Annotated in this window: 23 protein-coding genes; 15 read left to right on the top strand and 8 right to left on the bottom strand. The window is 50.8% G+C overall.

The annotated features are described in order from the left end of the window. The 6 genes from QZH36_RS11465 to QZH36_RS11440 all read right to left on the bottom strand — a co-directional run bounded on the left by QZH36_RS11465 (position 1) and on the right by QZH36_RS11440 (position 5,503). Positions 1 to 915 carry a TauD/TfdA family dioxygenase gene (locus QZH36_RS11465; protein WP_301730278.1) on the bottom strand — a complete coding sequence of 305 codons (915 nt, stop codon included), beginning with the start codon at positions 913 to 915 and terminating at the stop codon, positions 1 to 3. A gap of 664 nt (positions 916 to 1,579) precedes the next feature. Beyond that, on the bottom strand, positions 1,580 to 1,798 hold the full coding sequence (locus QZH36_RS11460; protein ID WP_301252963.1) for a hypothetical protein: 219 nt from the start codon (positions 1,796 to 1,798) through the stop codon (positions 1,580 to 1,582). Positions 1,799 to 1,817: 19 nt separating this feature from the next. Then, positions 1,818 to 2,198: a hypothetical protein gene (locus QZH36_RS11455; protein ID WP_253455684.1), complete on the bottom strand. Its 381-nt coding sequence runs from the start codon at positions 2,196 to 2,198 to the stop codon at positions 1,818 to 1,820. A gap of 1,111 nt (positions 2,199 to 3,309) precedes the next feature. Further along, positions 3,310 to 4,350: a phage integrase gene (locus tag QZH36_RS11450; RefSeq protein WP_301730276.1), complete on the bottom strand. Its 1,041-nt coding sequence runs from the start codon at positions 4,348 to 4,350 to the stop codon at positions 3,310 to 3,312. A gap of 2 nt (positions 4,351 to 4,352) precedes the next feature. Next, complete coding sequence (locus tag QZH36_RS11445; protein WP_301730275.1) at positions 4,353 to 4,904, bottom strand: PH domain-containing protein; 552 nt, start codon at positions 4,902 to 4,904, stop codon at positions 4,353 to 4,355. A gap of 14 nt (positions 4,905 to 4,918) precedes the next feature. Then, positions 4,919 to 5,503, bottom strand: coding sequence for a phage repressor protein CI (locus QZH36_RS11440; protein WP_301730274.1), 585 nt, complete (start codon positions 5,501 to 5,503; stop codon positions 4,919 to 4,921). A gap of 120 nt (positions 5,504 to 5,623) precedes the next feature. Between QZH36_RS11440 and QZH36_RS11435 the strand changes: the two genes are divergently transcribed. From QZH36_RS11435 to QZH36_RS11390, 10 genes are all read left to right on the top strand, one after another. After that, positions 5,624 to 5,845 (top strand): regulator, encoded by a 222-nt coding sequence (locus QZH36_RS11435; protein ID WP_253455671.1) that lies wholly within the window; start codon positions 5,624 to 5,626, stop codon positions 5,843 to 5,845. A 31-nt stretch (positions 5,846 to 5,876) separates the two neighbouring features. Further along, on the top strand, positions 5,877 to 6,386 hold the full coding sequence (locus tag QZH36_RS11430) for a phage regulatory CII family protein (protein ID WP_301730272.1): 510 nt from the start codon (positions 5,877 to 5,879) through the stop codon (positions 6,384 to 6,386). 2 nt (positions 6,387 to 6,388) lie between these two features. Further along, a complete protein-coding gene (locus QZH36_RS11425) occupies positions 6,389 to 6,580 on the top strand; it encodes a phage filamentation protein Fil family protein (protein ID WP_367652771.1) in 192 nt (63 codons plus the stop codon). After that, on the top strand, positions 6,544 to 6,885 hold the full coding sequence (locus tag QZH36_RS11420) for a DUF5347 domain-containing protein (protein ID WP_301730271.1): 342 nt from the start codon (positions 6,544 to 6,546) through the stop codon (positions 6,883 to 6,885). Before QZH36_RS11425 ends, QZH36_RS11420 begins: the two co-directional genes overlap by 37 nt. 68 nt (positions 6,886 to 6,953) lie before the next feature. Then, a complete protein-coding gene (locus QZH36_RS11415) occupies positions 6,954 to 7,181 on the top strand; it encodes a DUF2732 family protein (RefSeq protein ID WP_301730269.1) in 228 nt (75 codons plus the stop codon). Then, positions 7,181 to 7,408, top strand: coding sequence for a TraR/DksA family transcriptional regulator (locus QZH36_RS11410; protein WP_301730268.1), 228 nt, complete (start codon positions 7,181 to 7,183; stop codon positions 7,406 to 7,408). The genes QZH36_RS11415 and QZH36_RS11410 overlap by 1 nt, the downstream gene beginning before the upstream one ends. After that, positions 7,405 to 8,409, top strand: a complete 1,005-nt coding sequence (locus QZH36_RS11405; RefSeq protein WP_301730267.1) for a phosphoadenosine phosphosulfate reductase domain-containing protein — start codon at positions 7,405 to 7,407, stop codon at positions 8,407 to 8,409. The genes QZH36_RS11410 and QZH36_RS11405 overlap by 4 nt, the downstream gene beginning before the upstream one ends. Further along, positions 8,409 to 10,658: a replication endonuclease gene (locus tag QZH36_RS11400; RefSeq protein ID WP_301730369.1), complete on the top strand. Its 2,250-nt coding sequence runs from the start codon at positions 8,409 to 8,411 to the stop codon at positions 10,656 to 10,658. Before QZH36_RS11405 ends, QZH36_RS11400 begins: the two co-directional genes overlap by 1 nt. Positions 10,659 to 10,836: 178 nt before the next feature. Beyond that, positions 10,837 to 11,028, top strand: coding sequence for a hypothetical protein (locus tag QZH36_RS11395; RefSeq protein ID WP_301730266.1), 192 nt, complete (start codon positions 10,837 to 10,839; stop codon positions 11,026 to 11,028). 286 nt (positions 11,029 to 11,314) lie between these two features. Next, positions 11,315 to 13,090, top strand: coding sequence for a DUF262 domain-containing protein (locus tag QZH36_RS11390; protein WP_301730265.1), 1,776 nt, complete (start codon positions 11,315 to 11,317; stop codon positions 13,088 to 13,090). A 31-nt stretch (positions 13,091 to 13,121) separates the two neighbouring features. Here QZH36_RS11390 and QZH36_RS11385 read toward each other — a convergent pair whose 3' ends face one another. Continuing rightward, positions 13,122 to 14,141 carry a phage portal protein gene (locus tag QZH36_RS11385; RefSeq protein ID WP_301730368.1) on the bottom strand — a complete coding sequence of 340 codons (1,020 nt, stop codon included), beginning with the start codon at positions 14,139 to 14,141 and terminating at the stop codon, positions 13,122 to 13,124. Next, the gene (locus tag QZH36_RS11380; protein ID WP_301730263.1) at positions 14,138 to 15,895 is read right to left on the bottom strand and encodes a terminase ATPase subunit family protein; all 1,758 of its coding nucleotides are present in this window, start codon (positions 15,893 to 15,895) and stop codon (positions 14,138 to 14,140) included. Before QZH36_RS11380 ends, QZH36_RS11385 begins: the two co-directional genes overlap by 4 nt. A 143-nt stretch (positions 15,896 to 16,038) precedes the next feature. On the opposite strand from QZH36_RS11380, the gene QZH36_RS11375 reads away from it, so the two are divergent. The 5 genes from QZH36_RS11375 to QZH36_RS11355 all read left to right on the top strand — a co-directional run bounded on the left by QZH36_RS11375 (position 16,039) and on the right by QZH36_RS11355 (position 19,427). Then, a complete protein-coding gene (locus QZH36_RS11375) occupies positions 16,039 to 16,887 on the top strand; it encodes a GPO family capsid scaffolding protein (protein WP_301730261.1) in 849 nt (282 codons plus the stop codon). A 31-nt stretch (positions 16,888 to 16,918) separates the two neighbouring features. Then, positions 16,919 to 18,001 (top strand): phage major capsid protein, P2 family, encoded by a 1,083-nt coding sequence (locus tag QZH36_RS11370; protein ID WP_301730260.1) that lies wholly within the window; start codon positions 16,919 to 16,921, stop codon positions 17,999 to 18,001. Between the two features lie 3 nt (positions 18,002 to 18,004). Then, the gene (locus QZH36_RS11365) at positions 18,005 to 18,673 is read left to right on the top strand and encodes a phage terminase small subunit (RefSeq protein ID WP_301730259.1); all 669 of its coding nucleotides are present in this window, start codon (positions 18,005 to 18,007) and stop codon (positions 18,671 to 18,673) included. Between the two features lie 89 nt (positions 18,674 to 18,762). Beyond that, complete coding sequence (locus tag QZH36_RS11360; protein WP_301730258.1) at positions 18,763 to 19,227, top strand: head completion/stabilization protein; 465 nt, start codon at positions 18,763 to 18,765, stop codon at positions 19,225 to 19,227. After that, positions 19,224 to 19,427, top strand: coding sequence for a tail protein X (locus QZH36_RS11355; RefSeq protein WP_301730257.1), 204 nt, complete (start codon positions 19,224 to 19,226; stop codon positions 19,425 to 19,427). Before QZH36_RS11360 ends, QZH36_RS11355 begins: the two co-directional genes overlap by 4 nt. The last annotated feature ends 4 nt before the right edge of the window (positions 19,428 to 19,431 follow it).

The raw sequence follows: 19,431 nt of genomic DNA, 5'->3' as shown, positions 1-19,431 counted from the left end.
TTAAATAGTGCGTAAGTGATGAAGGCAGTTTGCAGCGTCAAGCAGCTGACTGTTAAGCGGACGATTGAGTAAACCAAAGACCCGCAGCAGCCATCTGTCCGTGCCGTCAAAACGTGGCTGAAATGCATTTCGGGTATGCATGGTTCTCTGGTTTAAAAAAGTAATGGCATCGCCGGGATTGAGCGGCGCATCAAACCACAGGCTTCGGTCCAGAGTGAGTTCACGCATAATTTTCAGCGCGTTTTCTGCTTCAGGATTCATGCCGCTGGTATTGTGCCAGTCGAAGCGCGAGTACCATACGCCGCTCTCTGCTACAAGAACAGGGACGCCTTCTACAGAAGCATTTCCTTCAAAGCTTGCCGGCCTGTCGACTTTAAAAAACGGCTGCGTCAGAATAAATTTTGTTTCTTCAGACAGAAGGGCGATGACTGAATCCAGCTTCAGTAAACTGGTCCTGACATTATCTTCTTTTCGTAAACAAAGAAGCGTCAGCGTATCGGGACAATTACCTAAGGTTGAAAACGGCGTTTCTCCGGTAATCGGCAGATCGGGATTATCGACGTGCGGATAAAAATCATACTTTCCTCCCTGAGAACTGATTTTATCTTCTGCTTTCATCATCGGACAGACGTGGCGGATTAAATGGCCGTTATTCTCACCCTGATAGACTACGGGCCACAGGCCAGCCTCGAAATGCGCCGATAATAAAGCCCCGTGTAAATCTGAATTTTTACTTTCAACAAGATCTGCATCTGATGGAAAAAGAGGCGTTTTGGTAAGCTCGTCTGCCCTGAATTGCGGCGAAGACCATAATACAAAACACTCTCTTTTTAACCCGGTGGTAAATTCCACGGTACTCATCGGCAGTGCATCACGTATCCTGCCCGCTTTTGTTAAAATTAGTCCATTCTTCATTATTTGAACTGCCAACCTTTCAATAGAAATAGCTCTGATTCAACTAAGATAAAATGCTGATTTGAAGGTGGATATATATTTAACATATGATTAACGTGCGGCAAATGCATAAATAACGTTTATCTAAAAATTGGTTTATTTACATTTAACTACGTTTCTTTACAGTCGAAAGTTCTTGCAGAAGGTGCGCTAACAAATTTTTGTTCCGACGTTATGAGAAGGTTTCTGAGGCGCTTTAGCAGCGGGGAAACCCGTATTTGAGATGCTTGTAATGGTGGAGTAGGGCCAGCGATTAGTGGAGTCTTTCGGGGTGTGAGTTTTTTACAGGGCTGTTCCCCACAACAAAATTATTCATCTTTCCGGGGCGGCGTTTTCATGGTGGCAGTGCTCAGCTTTACTAGGCTGTTTCTGCGGTCGGGCAGCCGGTTGCTAATCAAGCTGAGAGTTGAAAAAAGGAGCTACCCGTCTGCTGTATTACACATCTTGTTTCACCGATGAATATAACGATGTTTGCCAGCATCAAAAGGCTGAGGATCTACTTTTCAGGAATGGTGTTATACGCCTTATTAAACATGATGATATTTTCTATGAGCGCATAATACAGCATCTTATAATAATTTTAATAACTGCCCTTACAAGCTAACTTTTAGGGGGCTGGGTATTATTAATACCATTTATTATACCTGACATATACCAAAGAAACGATAATTACCCATAATAAAATAAGAGGTGCGGCATAGCCAGGGATGAAACGTATAAAAACATACACGCCTGCCACAATGATTGCGGCAGGTACCAAATAAAAAATTACTGAAGTAGCCATAATAATGCGCGCTTCATTTGCGTAAAATCTCATACAGCGCATCTGCAATTTTTTCTTCATTGTTATCTTCAGAGTTTACCTAATAGATTATTTCAGATGTTTGGGATTCAATAAGAAAATAAAGCATTTCAATGTTTTCTTTACATAGCGCTTGATAATATGAAGGGTTCTGGAACTTTAGCCTGTTTGCGGCTGATGCAGCTACTTGCGCTTTTGCATAAAGTGTCGCGGCATTCACAAACCACGTTGAAAAAGAATTAACAATTCTTATATGATTTTCTTTGAATTCGGCACTATTAAGTACCAGGTTAGCAATTGTGAAGGACAGAACCAATTTGCTGGCTTTGGTTGATGCATGCTCTGCTGCTTTACCTAACAAATTTTGGATATGAGATGCAAGTTTATAGCTTTTTTCATCTCCAGGTCTTGCTAATGTTTTGCGGAAGTAAATTTCAACCATATCCAGAGCTATATTGTTTCTTCTATATATCTCACTTAAAGAAAAGACTAACCGTTTATCTTCTCTGAATGTATCGCGGCATGAACTACGATAATATTAATTTGGAACAAGGCAAGATCCATAATTAATAATACGCAGCTCACCCAGCTTTATCTTTTCGATAGTAGACATATAATCATCATTGAGGTCATTTAGAGAGTTTGTTAATGCAATAGCTAATTTCTTATTGGCCTGCATCTTCAATTGCAAATAGGTTTGTGATCTACCTTAGATCCTTGTTGTGTTATTCGCCCAATTTTTGATCATATTCACCAACAAGAGCAAGAAAGAAGATGGGAAAAACAAAAAAATTGCTGATTTATGTCTCGACTGTTATTATTTTATTTTTAATTATACCGGAGGTCATTCTTCGTGTATTAACGCCTGAGCAGCTCGCGAGGATGAGTGATTTTACGAGCTTAGGGGGAGCGATGAACCCCTTACTCTCGCTAATAATTTTCCTGGGCCTTTTTTCCGTCGTCTTGGCTTTTCTCACTGTCTCCGCTGTGAGCAAAATCTATCGATCATGGTCACGCCCTGAGAGCAAGTGAAGCATGCATTACCGATAATCACCTTCATCAAAGTTATGCATGCATTGAGTGCATTATTATACATGCATTACTTCCTCTCATTTTTGATATTGCCGACCTGTATTAGCACCGTTTTAATGGCTCGATATGGCTGTATGAAAAATTGATTTACAAAACGGACAGGCGTGACGGGGAGAGCGTTTGCCCGGCCAGACGGAAAGGTGTCGATTTTTTAGTACAATGACAGACAAAGCATGATTGCTCTGATGAAGGGCTCGTGAAAGCGGGATTTTTTGTCGCTAATTTCAGAGGAATGAAAAATACATCGCCATTTCATCGCCACTCAAAAAACACAAACAAAAAAGCCACCCATAAAGGGTGGCTTAACTGCATGATTTTCATCATTAAATCTGGTGGCCCCTGCTGGACTTGAACCAGCGACCAAGCGATTATGAGAACTATCAGGCGCTATATAAAAACAATGACTTACCTTAAAATCAATAAGTTATGAAGTTAATATAAGGCAATATAGGGCAATAAACCTAATCTTCAGCGACACTTTTGCGACACATTTCCAAAGGGTTGAGCTTAACGGCATCTTCAAAGTGATCGGGCGCAAAATGCGCATAACGCATCGTCATTTTGATATCGGTATGGCCGAGTATTCGCTGCAGTACCAAAATGTTCCCGCCATTCATCATAAAGTGACTGGCAAAAGTATGCCGCAACACATGCGTCATTTGCCCATCAGGCAGCTCGATTTCGGCCCGCTCCAGAGCTGAACGGAACGCGTAATAGCAAGGTGTAAAAAGCGCGCCGTTCTTTTTAGGCAGTTCTTCGGCCAAGGCTGAAGAAATGGGAATGGTGCGATTCTTCTTCCCTTTGGTTTTGACGAAGGTAATACGCTGTCCTGAAACCTGTGAACGTTTCAGTCCTTCCGCCTCGCTCCATCGCGCGCCGGTCGCCAGACATAGCTTAACGATCATCAGTAGGTCTTTCGCTGAACTGGCTTCGCAGGCGTTTAATAACAATGCGATTTGATCTGTAGTCAGGTAAGCCATTTCGCTTTCATCGACGCGAAAATGGCGGACGTTCTCGAGGGGATTCGGTAACGTCCATTCGCCTAACCTTTTAAGTTCATTAAATACGGCAAGAAAATAAGCTAGTTCCAGATTCAAGGTTCGCGGCGCGACCTTACTTATTCGCTTAGTGCGAGCGAAATGACCTTCAAGCCGTTTAGCTCGATAGGAAGTGAAAAGCTGTGCATTGAATTCTGCTGCAAGCGGAAAGCCCATACATTCACACGCCCACGTCATAGCGGCTTTACGCTTTTCGCCATCCTTGAGCGTAATACCGTGACGGCTGAACCAAAGTTCTACCAGGTCAGTTAAGCGGCGCGTTTCTTTCGCTTCACCCAACCAAGGAGCCGCTTCTATTTTCTCAAGCGTATAGCTTTCAAACGCCAGGGCTTCGCCTTTGGTCGCAAACTTCTTGCGGACGCGCTTACCTTCTTTTCCGCTGCTACGGTCAATAGTGTAGAAATCAGCGATCCATTGACCGTTGGGGAGCTTTCTGACTGGCATAATTAGCTGTTTAAAATCCTTTGTTTCTGCTGCTGAAATTCCTCATCACTCAAGATGCCTTTCTCTTTCAGCGTAGCAAGCCGTTCAAGTTGGGAGACGATATCTGTAGGCGCGCCGCTTTCTGGTGCTCGCGGCTTTTCGTCCATCGCATTGCGGGTCGCATTGATTAGGTTAGTGAAAGGGACAACCGTACCTTTTTGCACGTTTTTAATGGTGTAATTTTGCCCGCTTGTGCTGATAAAAATCTCACCGAGAAGTACACCAGTTTTGCCCCCGACACTGACAACGTTTCTGAGGTTCACATCAACCTGCTTCACGCCGAATAGCATCCCTTTATCCAGGAATATGATGCGCTGATTGGTCAGGGTTATTAGCCAGGTATTACCATCCATCATTCCGCTGGCAATGGCTAAAGGCTGCTCCGATGCATTCAGGATTTTCGGTAAGTGGAAAAATTCTTTCTTCGTCCCGAAAGGAATATCGCCTACAACCTGTGCAAGCCTTTTAAATTCTTCTTTTAATTGTGCTTCAGTTGCCTTTGTGTAGTCTAACATAATCAATCCTTTAGCTAATTTATCGTTAAAGCAACGCGGCCGATTATATTGATTTCATCAAGCGAGCAGTCGAAAGATGCTCCTGCGCCAACACCGGACACGCGCACTTTTTTAACAGGAATACGTGTAAGTACTCTTACGCTGGTTTTACCTTCAATCTCAATCAACCAACTGTTATCGTAAATTTCACCAAAATCTTTATCGATAATGTACTGCGTTGAGCCTTCTACCACACAGACAGGATCTTTTGGTAAAGCCTTTCCGGGCAAGAATGCGTTCTTATCAAGCATAAAAGTGCCATCATCAAAAAGCTGCCCATCCACAATTTTATGGCGCGGAAAACTCAACACATCCAGCTCGCCGTCGCTGTGCTTAAGCCCCTGACCCGTAACCAGCCATTCCAGCGTCGCACCTGTTTCCGCCATACATCTCACCACAACATCAGCAGGGAAAAAGTCACGCTTATAACGATTGGCGAGACTACTACTTGCGATCCCAAGGTGGTCGGCCAGAGCAAGTTTTGTACTAAAACCGTACGCTTCGATAACCCGATCCAGTACCGCAGCTCCGCCCTGAGTGAAGTTTATTTGTAGGTTCACGAAAGTTTGACCTTGCAAGTTTTCACGAAGTGAGTTTAAACTTCGCTTTGTAGGTTTAAGGAAGTATTAACGCTTATTGCCCGATATTGACCTATCGGATTAACCAACGGAGTTTGCCCCATGCGTCCCAACATTACAATTGTGATACCCGAACCTTATCTGCCGCTGGATGAGTACTGCCGCAGGACAGGCACAAACAAAGAGACAGCTAAGAACCTGATTGAGTACGGAAAACTGCCTATCAAGGCTAAAGGAAAACAGAAAAAGGCCTTAGTAGAAGTGAACATGGCGGCGCTGACTATTCAGGCGCTAAGTGAATGCAACGTCTCACTTCAGGCGTAAAAAGATCGTATCAGCTAGGATGAAGCGAATCATGTTTGATTATCAGGTTTCCATACAACCGCACTTCGATAACGCCTGTCAGGCTTTTGCCAGCCGCCATAACATTCGTGAGCTGGCCGACAGGTTAGGGATGAAGCACCAGACATTGCGTAACAAGCTGAACCCGGAACAGGCGCATCAACTTACAGCGATGGAGATAGCGGCGATTACCGATATTACCGAGGACGCAACGCTGATAGATGGTTTGCTGGCACAAATGAAATGCATGCCAGCGGTGCCGGTCAATGAAGCAAAAGCCGAACGTATGACGCACTACGTTTTACAGGCAACGTCGGAAATAGGGAAGGTGGCCGCTGCTGCTGTGTCAGGTCAGAAAATGACGCCTTCCTGTAAGAGCGCTTTTATGGAAAACATCAATGCAGGCATCCGTTGTCTGTCGCTGATCGGTCTAAGCGTTCACGCCCGTGTGCATTCTAATCCCGCCCTGGCTAACACCGTTGATGCAATTAGCGGCCTCAGTGCCTCCATGGGACTGAGTTAATTATGACGATTTCAATGGCTGCGTTATTAAAGCGCCGAAGCCCGCTGCCCGCATACGGTCATGGCTGGATTATCACTAAAGAAGGCCAGCGCTGGCACCCGACATTAAGCAAGCAGCAACCCGCCGAAAATATGGCAGTAAGCAAAAGAGGTAAATCATGGCTATCGAAGCTGAAACAGCACTGGCTGAAATAAAAACAGGCGCGCGAGTGGCAGGACTGAATCACGTTGCCGAGCTGCGCTCTAAATTTTGGGGCAATGACTGCGGAAAAGATATCACCCGCTTTTTTGATGAAATGCGCGATACCACTGACCGGAACTATCAGGAAAACAAGCGGGCATTAAGCGCTATTTTCTATCTGGCGAATATTCGGACTGAGCGGCATGAGCTTGATTTCAGTGAGCTGACCACTGATGAAAGAAGCGCGCTTATCCGTGCGATGAACCATTTTCGTGCAGTTGTGAGCTTATTTCCCAAGAGAATGACTCTGCCCAACTAATCATCCTTTTTAAATAAATGACGTCAACCCGTCGGGCATCCCTTTGCCCGCATTCAGGAAAAAGAGAAATGAGAAATATCGAAACCCGTAATTTTGACAGCGAAACAGAGGCGCTGACCGCGCTGCTGAATAAGGCCCGCATTGAAGAGCGTAAAGACCGTGCGCTGGCCGTTTCCGATCGCCTGGTTGAGCTGGCCGTACATATCCATCAGCAGGAACTGAACGGCACCGAGGCCGCCGAACTTATCCGCCGTGAGGCCGAGCGTTACATCAATGAATCGCAGGAGCTGCACTGATGGCCGACTCTATGGATCTGGTACAGCTGCGCACTGAAGAAATGCTGGCGCGTAATATCGCCCAGGTAATTTATCGCCCGGTAACGGTCAGTGCCTCTTTTTGCGAAGACTGCGATGCGCCCATCCCCGAAGCGCGCCGCCGCGCCGTTCAGGGCGTTACACGTTGCGTGGCCTGTCAGGAAATGGCGGAACGCATCAATGCTCAGTTTAACGGTGGTACAGCATGATCGATGCCCGCTGTTTCACACCAGGCGTAATGAATCTTGTGACTGTTTCAGGCGGTAAGGACAGTCTGACCGACTGGCTGCTTGCTATTGAATCCGGCGTTGAGTTTCAGGCGGCACATGCTGACACCGGTCATGAGCACCCTGAAACCGTTGAGTATCTTGATTACCTGGAAACAAAGCTCGGGCCATTGCGGCGTGTCCGGGCTGATTTCACACAGCGTATCGCTGATAAAAGAATTTTCGTAAAGGATAAATGGCCGACTTTACTGGTCAGGGATTTAAATTTTACAGAGGAGGAAGCGACCCGAACGGTACGTCGCGCCCTGAATGTCCTGAAGCCTACCGGCATTCCTTTTCTTGATTTATGCATCTGGAAAGGCACGTTCCCGTCAAGTCAGCGCAGATTCTGCTCCTTCGAACTCAAACAAATTCCAATGCAGGAACAGGTAGTAAACCGGCTGATTGCTGCAGGAAAGCAAGTCATTACGTGGCAGGGTGTGCGTGCGCAGGAATCAGCAAGCCGGGCCGCGCTTCCCGAATGGGAGGAAGGCTTTGACCTCGGACCCGGATTGTCTCTTTACCGGCCAATTCTCAAATGGACACATGATGATGTTTTTGCTTTGGCAAGGCGTCACGGTATCAAGCCTAACCCGCTTTATCAGCAGGGCTGCAGCCGTGTCGGCTGTATGCCGTGCGTAAACGTGAATAAAGCCGAACTGGCAGAAATTTTCACCCGCTGGCCTGAAGAGGTAAGTCGTGTGGCCGAGTGGGAAAGGATCGTAGCTCAGTGCTCACGCCGTGGTAATGCTGCATTTTTCCATTCAGGCATGGATCCGGTAAAGGCAGAGACGAACAGCTGCAAGGTAACACTGGCCTCGCACGGCATCGAAACTTATCGCGACTGGGCGCTGACCACGCGTGGTGGACGTCAGTTCGATATGCTGGCAGCAATGGATAACAAGTCCGTTTGTAGCAGCGTATATCTGGGGGTATGTGAGTGATGCAGGAATACGCTTACTCGTGGAACGCTCCACGGGAAGCGATCGCCAGCCCTTACCGCACCTATGAAGAGGAGCACAGCCGCAGTCGAATGATTGCGGCTTTGTCACATGCGCAGAACTTACTCGAAAAGCAGCCGACGCTTGTACAACTTGACGTAAAGCGCCGCACCGGTGAATTGGAGAAAACACATGGCACAGCCCGTGCCAATGCGTACTTAACGAAAACATTCGTCGAGCGCACATTGCCACGCGTTGAAAGCGTCAGCTCGCAGTATCGCCTCGGCGAAATGAGCGCCGGCACCTTTACGCGGCTTACCAGCAACGCCTCTGATAAAACCGGGGCCGCCGGTGCGGCGGGTACGCTGTGGGAGCTGATGAACCGCTTTAACCGCCTGCCGGATCTGGCCCGTGCCGACGTGGATTTACTGGCCGGGGATATCGCCAGCTTTATCCTGGCGGAAATGGTGCAGGCGCATGGCCAGTCTGAGGATGAATCGGACTACAAATACACGCACCGTGTTTACATGACCGCTGCGGCCATCACGCGCGAGCTGAAGCAGACGCCGCCGCTGTGGGAAAAAGTTACCTCGCGGCTGTTTTGCCCGGAAGACGTAACGCCCGCCATTATGCGTATGCAGACAGAAAAATGGTGGAAAGGCCGCCTGCGCCGCGTGGCCGCCTCATGGCGTGAACACCTGCAAATCGCGCTTGCGAACGTCAGTAAAAAGCATACGCCTTATGCCAGCACTATGGCCGTAAACGAGTGGCGCGAGCAAAAGCGCCGCACGCGTGAATTCCTCAAGGGCATGGAGCTGGAAGACGAGGAAGGCAACCGCATCAGCCTGATTGAAAAATACGACGGCAGCGTGGCAAACCCGGCGATCCGTCGCTGCGAGCTGATGACCCGCATCCGCGGCTTTGAAAATATCTGCAACGATATGGGTTTTGTCGGCGATTTCTATACGCTGACCGCGCCCGCCCGCTATCACGCCACGATCAAGACCGGCTATCGTAACCGCAAATGGAGCGGTGCCAGCCCGGCGGAAACGCAGCGCTATCTCTGCAATGTCTGGCAGAAGGTCCGCGCCAAACTGCATCGGGAAGAGATCCGCATTTTCGGCATTCGCGTGGCCGAGCCGCATCACGACGGTACGCCACACTGGCATATGCTGATGTTCATGCGCCCGGAAGACGTGCAGCGCGTGCGGCAGGTGATCCGCGATTACGCGTATCAGCAGGACAGCTACGAACTGACTACGGACAAAGCCAGAAAGGCCCGCTTTCATGCTGAGGCTATCGATCCGGAGAAAGGCAGCGCGACCGGCTATGTGGCTAAGTACATCTCCAAAAACATCGACGGCTATGCGCTCGACGGCGAGCTGGACGACGAAAGCGGCAAAGAGCTGAAGGAAACCGCGCCCGCCGTGTCTGCCTGGGCGGCGCGCTGGCACATCCGGCAATTCCAGTTTGTCGGCGGTGCACCGGTCACGGTTTACCGCGAGCTGCGCCGTATGGCAGACAGCGAGACGGCGCAGGGCTTAAGCATTGAGTTTGCCGCCGCGCATGATGCAGCGGACGCGGGCGACTGGGCGGAATACGTCAACGCCCAGGGCGGCCCGTTCGTTAAGCGTGACGAGCTGGCCGTACGCACCTGGTATCAGGCAAGTGAAGACTGCAACGAATATGGCGAGGAAACCGTGCGTATCAAGGGCGTTTACGCCACGTCAGTTGGTGAAGATACCCCAATTTTAACCCGCCTCGCACAGTGGAAAATTGTGCCAAAGCGCGCCGTAGACCTGGCCGTTGATTTTAAGGACGCGTCCGCGTCCTCTCGGAGTTCTGTCAATAACTGTACGGGAGGTTTGAGATCGCAGGATTCGAAACTGCCGGAAAGTGGAGGTAATAAAGACTTTACAGCGCTGAGCCGCAAGGAACGGCGGCAGATGTTAGCCAGGGTAAGGGCTGATATACCGGAAAAGAGGCATACCCGGCTGCGCCGCTCTGAAAAAACAGAGGCAGCATGCGACAACGTGATCGGTCAGATACGCGATATCACTCGCGAAACCATTAGCCGGGCGGTCGCCGTGCGCCTTATCAGCGGTACAGAAACCAAAATCGACGGGCAATGGTTCCGTAGCTCTGCCGGTGGTGAGCTGTTCAGGCCGAAAAAGCGTATTGATGCTGAAAGCCTGCTAAGCAGATTCAACCGACTGGCGGATAAGGGCAGGACAAAGAATGCGCTGGAGTAGATGCGAACATTGAGGCCGAGATTATCCAGCATCACAGGTAGAAGCGGCTGACTCGTCTAATGAATGAAAAGCCATTTTAATCAGTAAGATAAAAATTGATATTTAGCATAAGAATTTTCTTACGCTACGATTTGAGGTTATGGTACTGTATAAAAACACAGTGAATATGGGAGGGAATGTGGATAACGAGTTACAAGAGCGTGTCACGCTTGAACGTGTCGAATTGATAGCCAGGCTGACAACAGAAGGGATGTGTAAAGAGCGGGACAGAGAAATCGCGCTGAACCTGATCGCCGAGATAGCAGCCAACAACACGCTTTCAGATGGAAATTTTTCGGTCGCATTTTCGACCATGCCTTGTCAAAAATAATTTCAGGTGACTGTCAGCAAAACGGGTAAGCAGCCATGCATGCATCAGGTGCATGGTTTTGCATGCTTCGATCCCTCCTGAGGATCCCCTTGAAGACCTGAGCTGGCGCGGATCCGGCTGGGTCATGCAACTGCATTAAAAGCGACGCACAAAGCGGGCAGGCGTGGCGGGGATAGCATTGCGCGCTACACATTAATGTTGCTTCTTAAAGCAGGATGATAGTAATGTTAGCAACTTACCTTTATTGGTAATTATCAACAAGAATTATCTTAAAATGGGGTTGTTAATGAACTTTGATGCTAGTCCTCTTAATATCCGTTCTATTTTATCAGTGAAGCAACGTTACATTATTCCCAGGAACCAACGTGAATTTAGTTGGGAAAAATTACAACTGGATGAATTCTGGCAAGATATTATAAGGAACATAAGCTTTGATGATACTACTCAACTAAATTTTTCTGAATATTTTATTGGGACAATAGTTTTATCGGGTGTTGATAGTGATGAAGTTTTAGAGATTGTTGACGGGCAGCAGCGGCTTTCCGTTATAACAATGTTGCTTTCAATTATCTCGAGGCTACTTAGAAAAGCTGGCCAAGAAGGAATTGCAGAAGACATATTTACTACCTATATTGTAACTATAAGTGACGCTATAGATAGAAATAGTTTAGGTGAAGATGGCGAAACTTATGTTGAGAAAATCCAGAAGAATTCAGGGAGGGATTATTTTAAACTGAAGTTTCAGGATAGAATAGATCATTCATCAAAACCGGCATGCGATGAGGACAGGAAATTATCTTACGCCGGAAGTTTTTTGCAAAGAAAATTGCAGAGGAAATCCTTGTGTAGTTTAATTTTACAAAAAGAAGGTAAGTATAATAAAACTGATCATATATACTGCTTGAGAGCGTTATATCGAATGATTACATCTTATCTTAAATTGGTTCGTATATCTGTGGATAAAGGTGATGATGCATATGATATATTTGAGGTTCTAAATGCTCGAGGTATAAACTTAACCTCATTAGATCTTATTAAAAATAAAATATTTCAAAACTGCACTCAAACCTTCCCGGTCGATGTAGCAAGAAGGAAATGGGATTATATTGTAAAAAAAATTGAATCCAGAAGTGAAAGTATAACCATAACTGAATACGTTAGATGCTGGTGGCTGTCCAAATATAACTATATAGGAGAGGAGCAACTTTATAGAGCTTTTAAAAGGGAAATGCTTGATGATAACTCTTCACTAACAGCAACTGACTTCTTAGAACAGCTTTACAAAGATGTAGATTTATATGTTAAAATAATATCCCCTGAGCAAGGTGACTGGCCTCAAGCGGACCAGCGAGAAATATTTGATGCTTTAAATTCTCTGTCTATTTTTAATATATCTATTCCGAGACCATATATTTTATCACTTTTAAGGAAGAAAAGAGATAAACCCAAAACTCTTAGACAGTCGGATCTCATAGACTGTCTTAAGAGAGTTGAGAATTTTCATTTCAAATTTAGTGCAGTTTGCCGTCAGCGGCCTTCTGGACTTGATGCTAAATACTCTGTTTTTGCAGTTAATGTTAGCAATGCTGATAATAAACGCGAGTTAGCCATACGAACTAAAGAAACAAATGAATATTTTCAATCGAAAACTCCTAGCGACGAACTTTTCAAAAGCAGCTTTGTAAATGATATATATTATATAAACAGCAAGACATCTCAAAGAAAACTAATTATATATATTTTTGAAAAAATAGAAATGCATCTTAAAGGTACTCGGGAATTAAAGTTTGATATAGTGTCTTTAGAGCACATTGGCTCCCAAAAGAATTTTCTTGAAAGCAATTCTGGCTCAATGGGCAATTTACTGCCGTTATGCTTTTCTATAAATGAAGATTGCAAAGATAATTCATTGTTATTGAAGTTGCCAGAGTATAAGAAGTCCAATCTTTCTATTGTCTCAGAATTCATTAAACGCATTGAATCTACTGACGATAACTGGACTAAAGAAAAAGTTGATGCAAGAAGTTTAGCCTTGGCACAATTAATGCTGGAGTCGATGTAAAACTGAGGCGGATATTATCCGCCCTCATATTTCAAAACTTATAGGGTTTAAAATTTATTATATCACTTCCTAAAAAATAGTTAATCTCCTTCATCCGCTCCTGCAGAGGCGTTAACTCGTTCCTGACGAAAACCTGTGATGCCTTCACTGCATCCCCGAACCCGCCGGAGTTATCCGGGATAATCCCCATCATTTGCGGCGGCACGCGGTGTGCGCTTAGCAGGTCGTCGCGGCTGGCCTTCTTGATGTTAAAGAAATCATCCTTTGTTGCCACCTCGCTGAGCGGCAGGATTTTAATCCCGTCCGGCTTGCCGTTGGGCGCATACATAAACAGGTTACGGAAGTTGCCCAGGCCTTTCGTGTCGCGCATTGCCTGACGCATGCGGTCGACGTCGCTGGAACTCTGCGCCGCGTCGGTCATATACAGGATGTAACCCGCGTGCGCGCCGTTCTGATAGTACTTGCGCCGAAACAGCGTGGCCGCCTCGTTCAGCCAGGCGGAGTTAAGCGCGCTGAGGTATTCCGGCAGGCCGTAAAGCTCCTGATTAATGTCCGGCTCAAGCAGGTGAAACACGCTGCCGGCTGCAAACTGGTGCGGCTCCTTCCAGTCATTCACAAACCAGTATTCACCTTCTTTAACGCCCTTGCGGGTAAATTTTGCGGGGGTAGTTTCCAGCCTGAACGGCTTGCCGAGGCTGTTACGACGCAGCTCGGCAAACGCATTCCCGAACACCAGATAGTCCAGCGCAAACTTGCTGAACTCCTGCTGGCTTAACATCGGATGCGGGATAAAGGTTGAGGCCAGAATATTGCGCTTAACGTAAATGGGCGAGCTGTGATGCACCGCCGAGCGCAGGCTTTTTGCCAGTCCGTGAAAACTCACCGGCGGCTCGTACCAGCGCCCATTGCCGATGCACTCCGCGTAATCCATTATATCGCGCTTATCCATGACCGGCGTCGGCTCGCCGAAGGTAAACGCCTCAACCTGCTGCGGGGCGGCCGATGCTGCTGGTGCTGCCTTAAATGCCTTACGGCTGCGTTTTTTCATCAGTAAAATTCCAGAATTGAAGGGTTAGCGCCGCCGCTGGCGGCGGTCAGCGGTTCGTTTAACAGCGCGTGCATGATGGCCCAGGCGACGTCGGCGTGGCTGGCGTCTTCGCTGCGGCTCGCCTCGTAGGTTGAACGGTTGCCGCTGGCGGTCATGGTTTTACGGATAGCCATAAAAGACTGCGTGATATCGGTGCTGCCCGCGTCGTACTCCAGGCGGCCGCTGCCGATGGTGTCTTTTGCCTTCAGCACCATCCCGGTTTTGACTTCCGGCGAGTAACGGATTTCACGGGCGGCCGGGTAGAACTGGCGGACAAGCTGAAACACGCCCTGGCCGATGCCGGTAGCGTCCACGCCGATATACTCCACGGTGTATTTTTTGGTTAAGTCTTCAATGGATTTCGCCTGCGCGGCAAAGTCCATGCCGCGCCACTGGTGATGCTCCAGCACGCGAAACTTGCCGCCCGCAACCAGCGGCGGCGCAATCACGGCACAGCCAGCGCTGTCCCCGGTGTGCGACGGGTCGTAACCAATCCACACCGGGCGGTAATCGAACGGGCGCAGCGCGTAAGGGTTAAAGTCCGTCCATTCTTCCAGGCTGTCGATCATGCAGGTCTGCAGCTCGGCGAATGGGAACACGCTCGCCTCGTCGTCGACAAACTCGCACATTAAAAGGTTCTGATATTCCGACGGACTGTATTCAAGCGAGAGCTGGTCCAGGTCAAACAGGTTACAGCCGCCGGTCAGCGCGTCCTCAACCGTGACAATCTGCCGCCACTGGCCGTCGCCGCACAGCGCGCCTTTCGCCAGATGCGAATGCGACAAATCCAGCTCGATGCGGTCGTCCTTGCTGCGGCGGCCCTTGTTAAATAATTCCCCCGACCAGAACGGATAGGCGCTGTGCGACAGGCTCGACGGCGTGGAAAAGTAGGTGGTGCGCCATTTTTTATGTAGTGACATGCCGCTGGCGACCTTGCGCAGCTCCTGGAATTTCGGGATCCAGAAATATTCATCCAGATACAGATTGCCGGTATAGCTCTGCGCGGTGCGCACGTTCGTACCCAAAAAAATCAGGCGCGCGCCGTTCGGCAGCACAATCGGATCGCCCTTCAGGTCAACGTCAACCTGCCGGGCAAAGTCGATAATGTAGTTTTTGAAAACGTGCGCCTGCGCCTTGCTGGCGGATAAAAATATCTGGTTGCGCCCGGTGGTCAGCGCATCAATCAGCGCCTCGCGGGCAAAGTAGAACGTCGCGCCAATCTGGCGGGACTTCAGGATATTGCGGATGCGGTTCTCCAGCCCGGCCTTATGCCAGTTGAGCTGGTACTGAAAGCAGTTATCCATAAACAGGCCGGTAAGCTTGTCAGTCTGCTCGTCGCTGAAGACGTTTTTAATTACCGGCTGGCGCTCGCCCTTATTGCGGTTGCGCACGTTAGGATTTAAATCCGCCTCGTTGCCCGAGCTGCGGTAGCGCTCGACGCGGGCCAAACGTTCTATCTGGCGGCCCAGCGCGTCTATCTCCTTGTAGTCCCCGTTGCCCTTGACCTCTTTCATGATGAGCTGAATTAACCGCGCCTCCATGCTGGCCTCGACACGACTGATGGGCGCGATATCTTCCCACGCGTCGCGCAGCTTCCAGCTCTGTACGGTCGGTGTTTTCTGGCCGAGCGTCTCCGCAATCTGGCGCACGGAATAACCTTGCCAGTAAAGCAGTGCGGCCTGACGGCGCGGATCGCTGATGGTGGTTTGTATGTTCATGGCAACAAGGCTACCGGGGCGCAAAAAGGCGCGCCCGCTGTCCCTGTTTGCTGGTCGCTGAGCGGGCTGGCTTTCGTTGAGCGGATGCGCCTTGGCGGTGAAACTGACCCCGACCTGAACGAACCCACAACCGGAGCCTGTTAATGGCAACACTCAAAGCAAAGCGTTTTCGTATCGCCGTGGAAGGCGCAACCACCGACGGTCGCGTGATTTCCCGCGACTGGATTTCACAGATGGCGGCGAACTATGACCCGGCAATGTACGGCGCGCGCATCAATATGGAACACATCAAGGGCTATACCCCTGACAGCCCGTTTCGCCGCTATGGCGACGTCACCGCCCTGAGCGCGGAAGAAATCGCGGACGGCCCGCTGAAAGGCAAGCTGGCGCTGTACGGCGATATCAGCCCGACGCCGGAGCTGGCCGAACTGACCAAAGCCCGCCAGAAAATCTACACCTCTATTGAGGTCAATCCGAAGTTTGCCGACACCGGAGAGGCGTACCTGATTGGCCTTGCCGTGACCGACGATCCGGCGAGCCTCGGCACCGAAATCCTGAGCTTCAGCGCCAGCGCCGCAGCGAACCCGCTGGCGTCCCGCAAGCAGCACAAGGACAACCTGTTTACCGCCGCCGAAGAAACGCTGATTGAATTCACCGAAGAGGCCGACCCGGTGCCGTCGCTGCTGGCCCGCGTTACCGCGATGTTCTCCGCGAAGAAAAAAGGCGCCGATCTGCAGTTTGCCGACGTCAGCGCGGCCGTGACTGCCGTTGCCGAGCAGGTACAGCAGAACGGCGAGACGCAGGCGCAAAACCTGTCGGCGCTGGAAGTCGCGTTAACCGAACGGCTCGACGCGCTGGAGCAGCAGGCCGGGGAAGACCGCGCCGCCTTTACCGCGCTGCAGGCGCAGCTTGCGAAAACCGATGCGGGCTTTTCCCGTCGCCCGGCCTCGACCGGCGGCGACAACACCGCCAGCGTGCAGACCGACTGCTGATTTAAAAACTTAACCGAATACAGGAGCGCAAATGCGCCAGAACACCCGCTTTAAATTTAACGCCTTTATGTCCCGCCTGGCCGAGCTGAACGGCGTCGAAACCGGCGACATGAACAAGAAATTCACCGTTGAGCCAGCGGTGACGCAGACGCTGATGAACCGCGTGCAGGAGTCGTCGGACTTTTTGACCCGCATTAACATCGTGCCGGTGTCCGAAATGAAGGGCGAGAAAATCGGGATCGGCGTGTCCGGCTCGATTGCCAGCACCGCCGACACTGCGGGCGGCGACGAGCGCGAAACCGCCGACTTCTCCGCGCTGGACAGCACCGGCTATGAGTGCGTGCAGGTTAACTACGACTTTCATATCCGCTACAACACGCTCGACCTGTGGGCGCGCTATGAGGATTTTCAGGCCCGCCTGCGTGACGCCATCATCAAGCGCCAGTCGCTCGACCGCATCATGATCGGCTTTAACGGCGTGTCGCGCGCCAAAACCTCCAACCGCGCCAAAAATCCGATGCTGCAGGACGTGGCGGTTGGCTGGCTGCAGAAGTACCGCAACGACGCGCCGGAGCGCGTGATGAACAAAACCACGGCGGAAGACGGCACCGTGACCGACGGCGTGCTGATCGGTAAAGGCCGCACCTACGCCAACCTTGACGCCGTGGTGATGGATGCAACTAACACCCTGATCGAGCCGTGGTATCAGGAAGACCCGGAGCTGGTTGTTGTCTGTGGTCGTCAGTTGCTGGCCGACAAGTATTTCCCGCTGGTTAACCAGGTGCAGGCCAACACCGAGGCGCTGGCGGGCGATCTGATTGTGAGCCAGAAGCGTATCGGCAACCTGCCCGCCGTGCGCGTACCGTACTTCCCGGCGGACGCGATGCTGATCACCCGCCTGGACAACCTGTCGATTTATTTTCAGGAAGGCACGCACCGCCGCATGATCGACGAGGTGGCGAAGCGCGACCGCATCGAAAACTACGAGTCCATCAACGAGGACTACGTGGTGGAGGATTACGCGGCGGGCTGCCTGATTGAAAAAATCACCCTGTCCGACGCGCCGGTAGCCGCGGCGAAAACTGAAACTGACGCGGCAACGCCGGAGGCATAACGCATGTTAAGCCCTGCCCGACGTCACCTTATGCGCCAGCAGGCGGAAGCGGCTTCACAGCAGGCCAGCAACCCGCTGCGCCACGCCAACGGCTACGAGCTGATGCTGCTGAAGCTCAACGACGACAAGCGCCGCCTGAAGAAAGTGCGCTCGCAGGAACGCAAGGCGGAACTCAAGCGGCAGATGCTGCCTGAGTATCTGCCCTGGGTGGCGGGCGTGCTGGCAAAAGGCACCGGCACGCAGGACGCCGTACTGATGACCGTCATGATCTGGCGGCTGGATGCGGGCGACGTGCCGGGCGCGCTGGATATAGCCCGCTACGCGCTTCAGCACGGATTAGTGCCGCCGTCCGGCTTTAAGCGCGACGCAACCACCTACCTGCTGGCCGAAGAGGTCGCCGACGCGGCAACCCGCGCCCGGACGCTGGGCGAGGCGGTTGATGTTGCCCCGCTGCTGGCAACGCTTGAGCTGACGAAATCCGAAGACATGCCCGACCAGGTGCGCGCAAAGCTGCACAAGATAACCGGGTACGTCTTACGCGATGCGGGCAGGGCTTTGGATGCGATGGAACATTTAAAAAGAGCGCTGCAGCTGCATGAAGGCTGCGGCGTCAAAAAAGACATTGAGCGGCTGGCTACTGACCTGAAAAAGCAGGCCCTTACCCGCCGCTGACCGAACGCGCCCCGCGCCGGGCGGCAGAGTCGCAACGTATTTTTAATGCCTGCGCGACTCTCCACCGCCCACCTATTTTAAGGCCGACTATGAACACGATTGTGATACCCGCCCCGCGACCGGCAGACGATGCCGAGCCGCCGGTAAAGAACACCTTTTTCTGGCCTGACGTGAACCTGCAGCAGCTGCGCAACACGCTGCGCTACGAAGGCACCGTGACCGCGCAGCGCCTGCGCCTTGCGGTAAAAACGGCCATCTCCGAAGTGAATGCCGAGCTGTACGACTGGCGCGCCGAACAGATGGCGGCGGGCTTTAACCAGCTTTCCGACGTTCCGGCGGAAACCTTCGACGGCGAAAGCGAAAAGGCCGCGCACTACTTCGCTGCCGTCAGCGCGCTGACCGGCGCCGCCATCGTGGAGCGCTATCGCGGCTATGACGCCAGCGGCAAAAAAGGTGCCGAGGTGGAGGCGAGTGCGGACGAGTACTGGCGCGACGCGCGCTTCAGTATCAGCCGCATTGCCGGGCGTTCCGGCTGCATCGTGAGCCTGCTGTGATTATTTATGCGCAGCAGGGCGACACCGTAGACCAGATTTGCTGGCGGTACTACGGACGCACGGCGCAGGCCGTCGAACTGGTCTATGCCGCTAATCCGGGGCTGGCCGAAAGCGGGCCGGTGCTGATGCACGGCTGCGAAGTGACGCTGCCCGATCTGCCCGACGCCGCTGCGGATGAAACCATCAACCTGTGGGACTGAAAAA

This window comes from Erwinia wuhanensis (assembly GCF_030484085.1).
In the GTDB taxonomy this organism is placed as follows: Bacteria; Pseudomonadota; Gammaproteobacteria; order Enterobacterales; family Enterobacteriaceae; genus Erwinia; species Erwinia aeris.
Note: the sequence above shows the minus strand (reverse complement) of the source record. Positions and strands in the feature narration are given on the sequence as shown.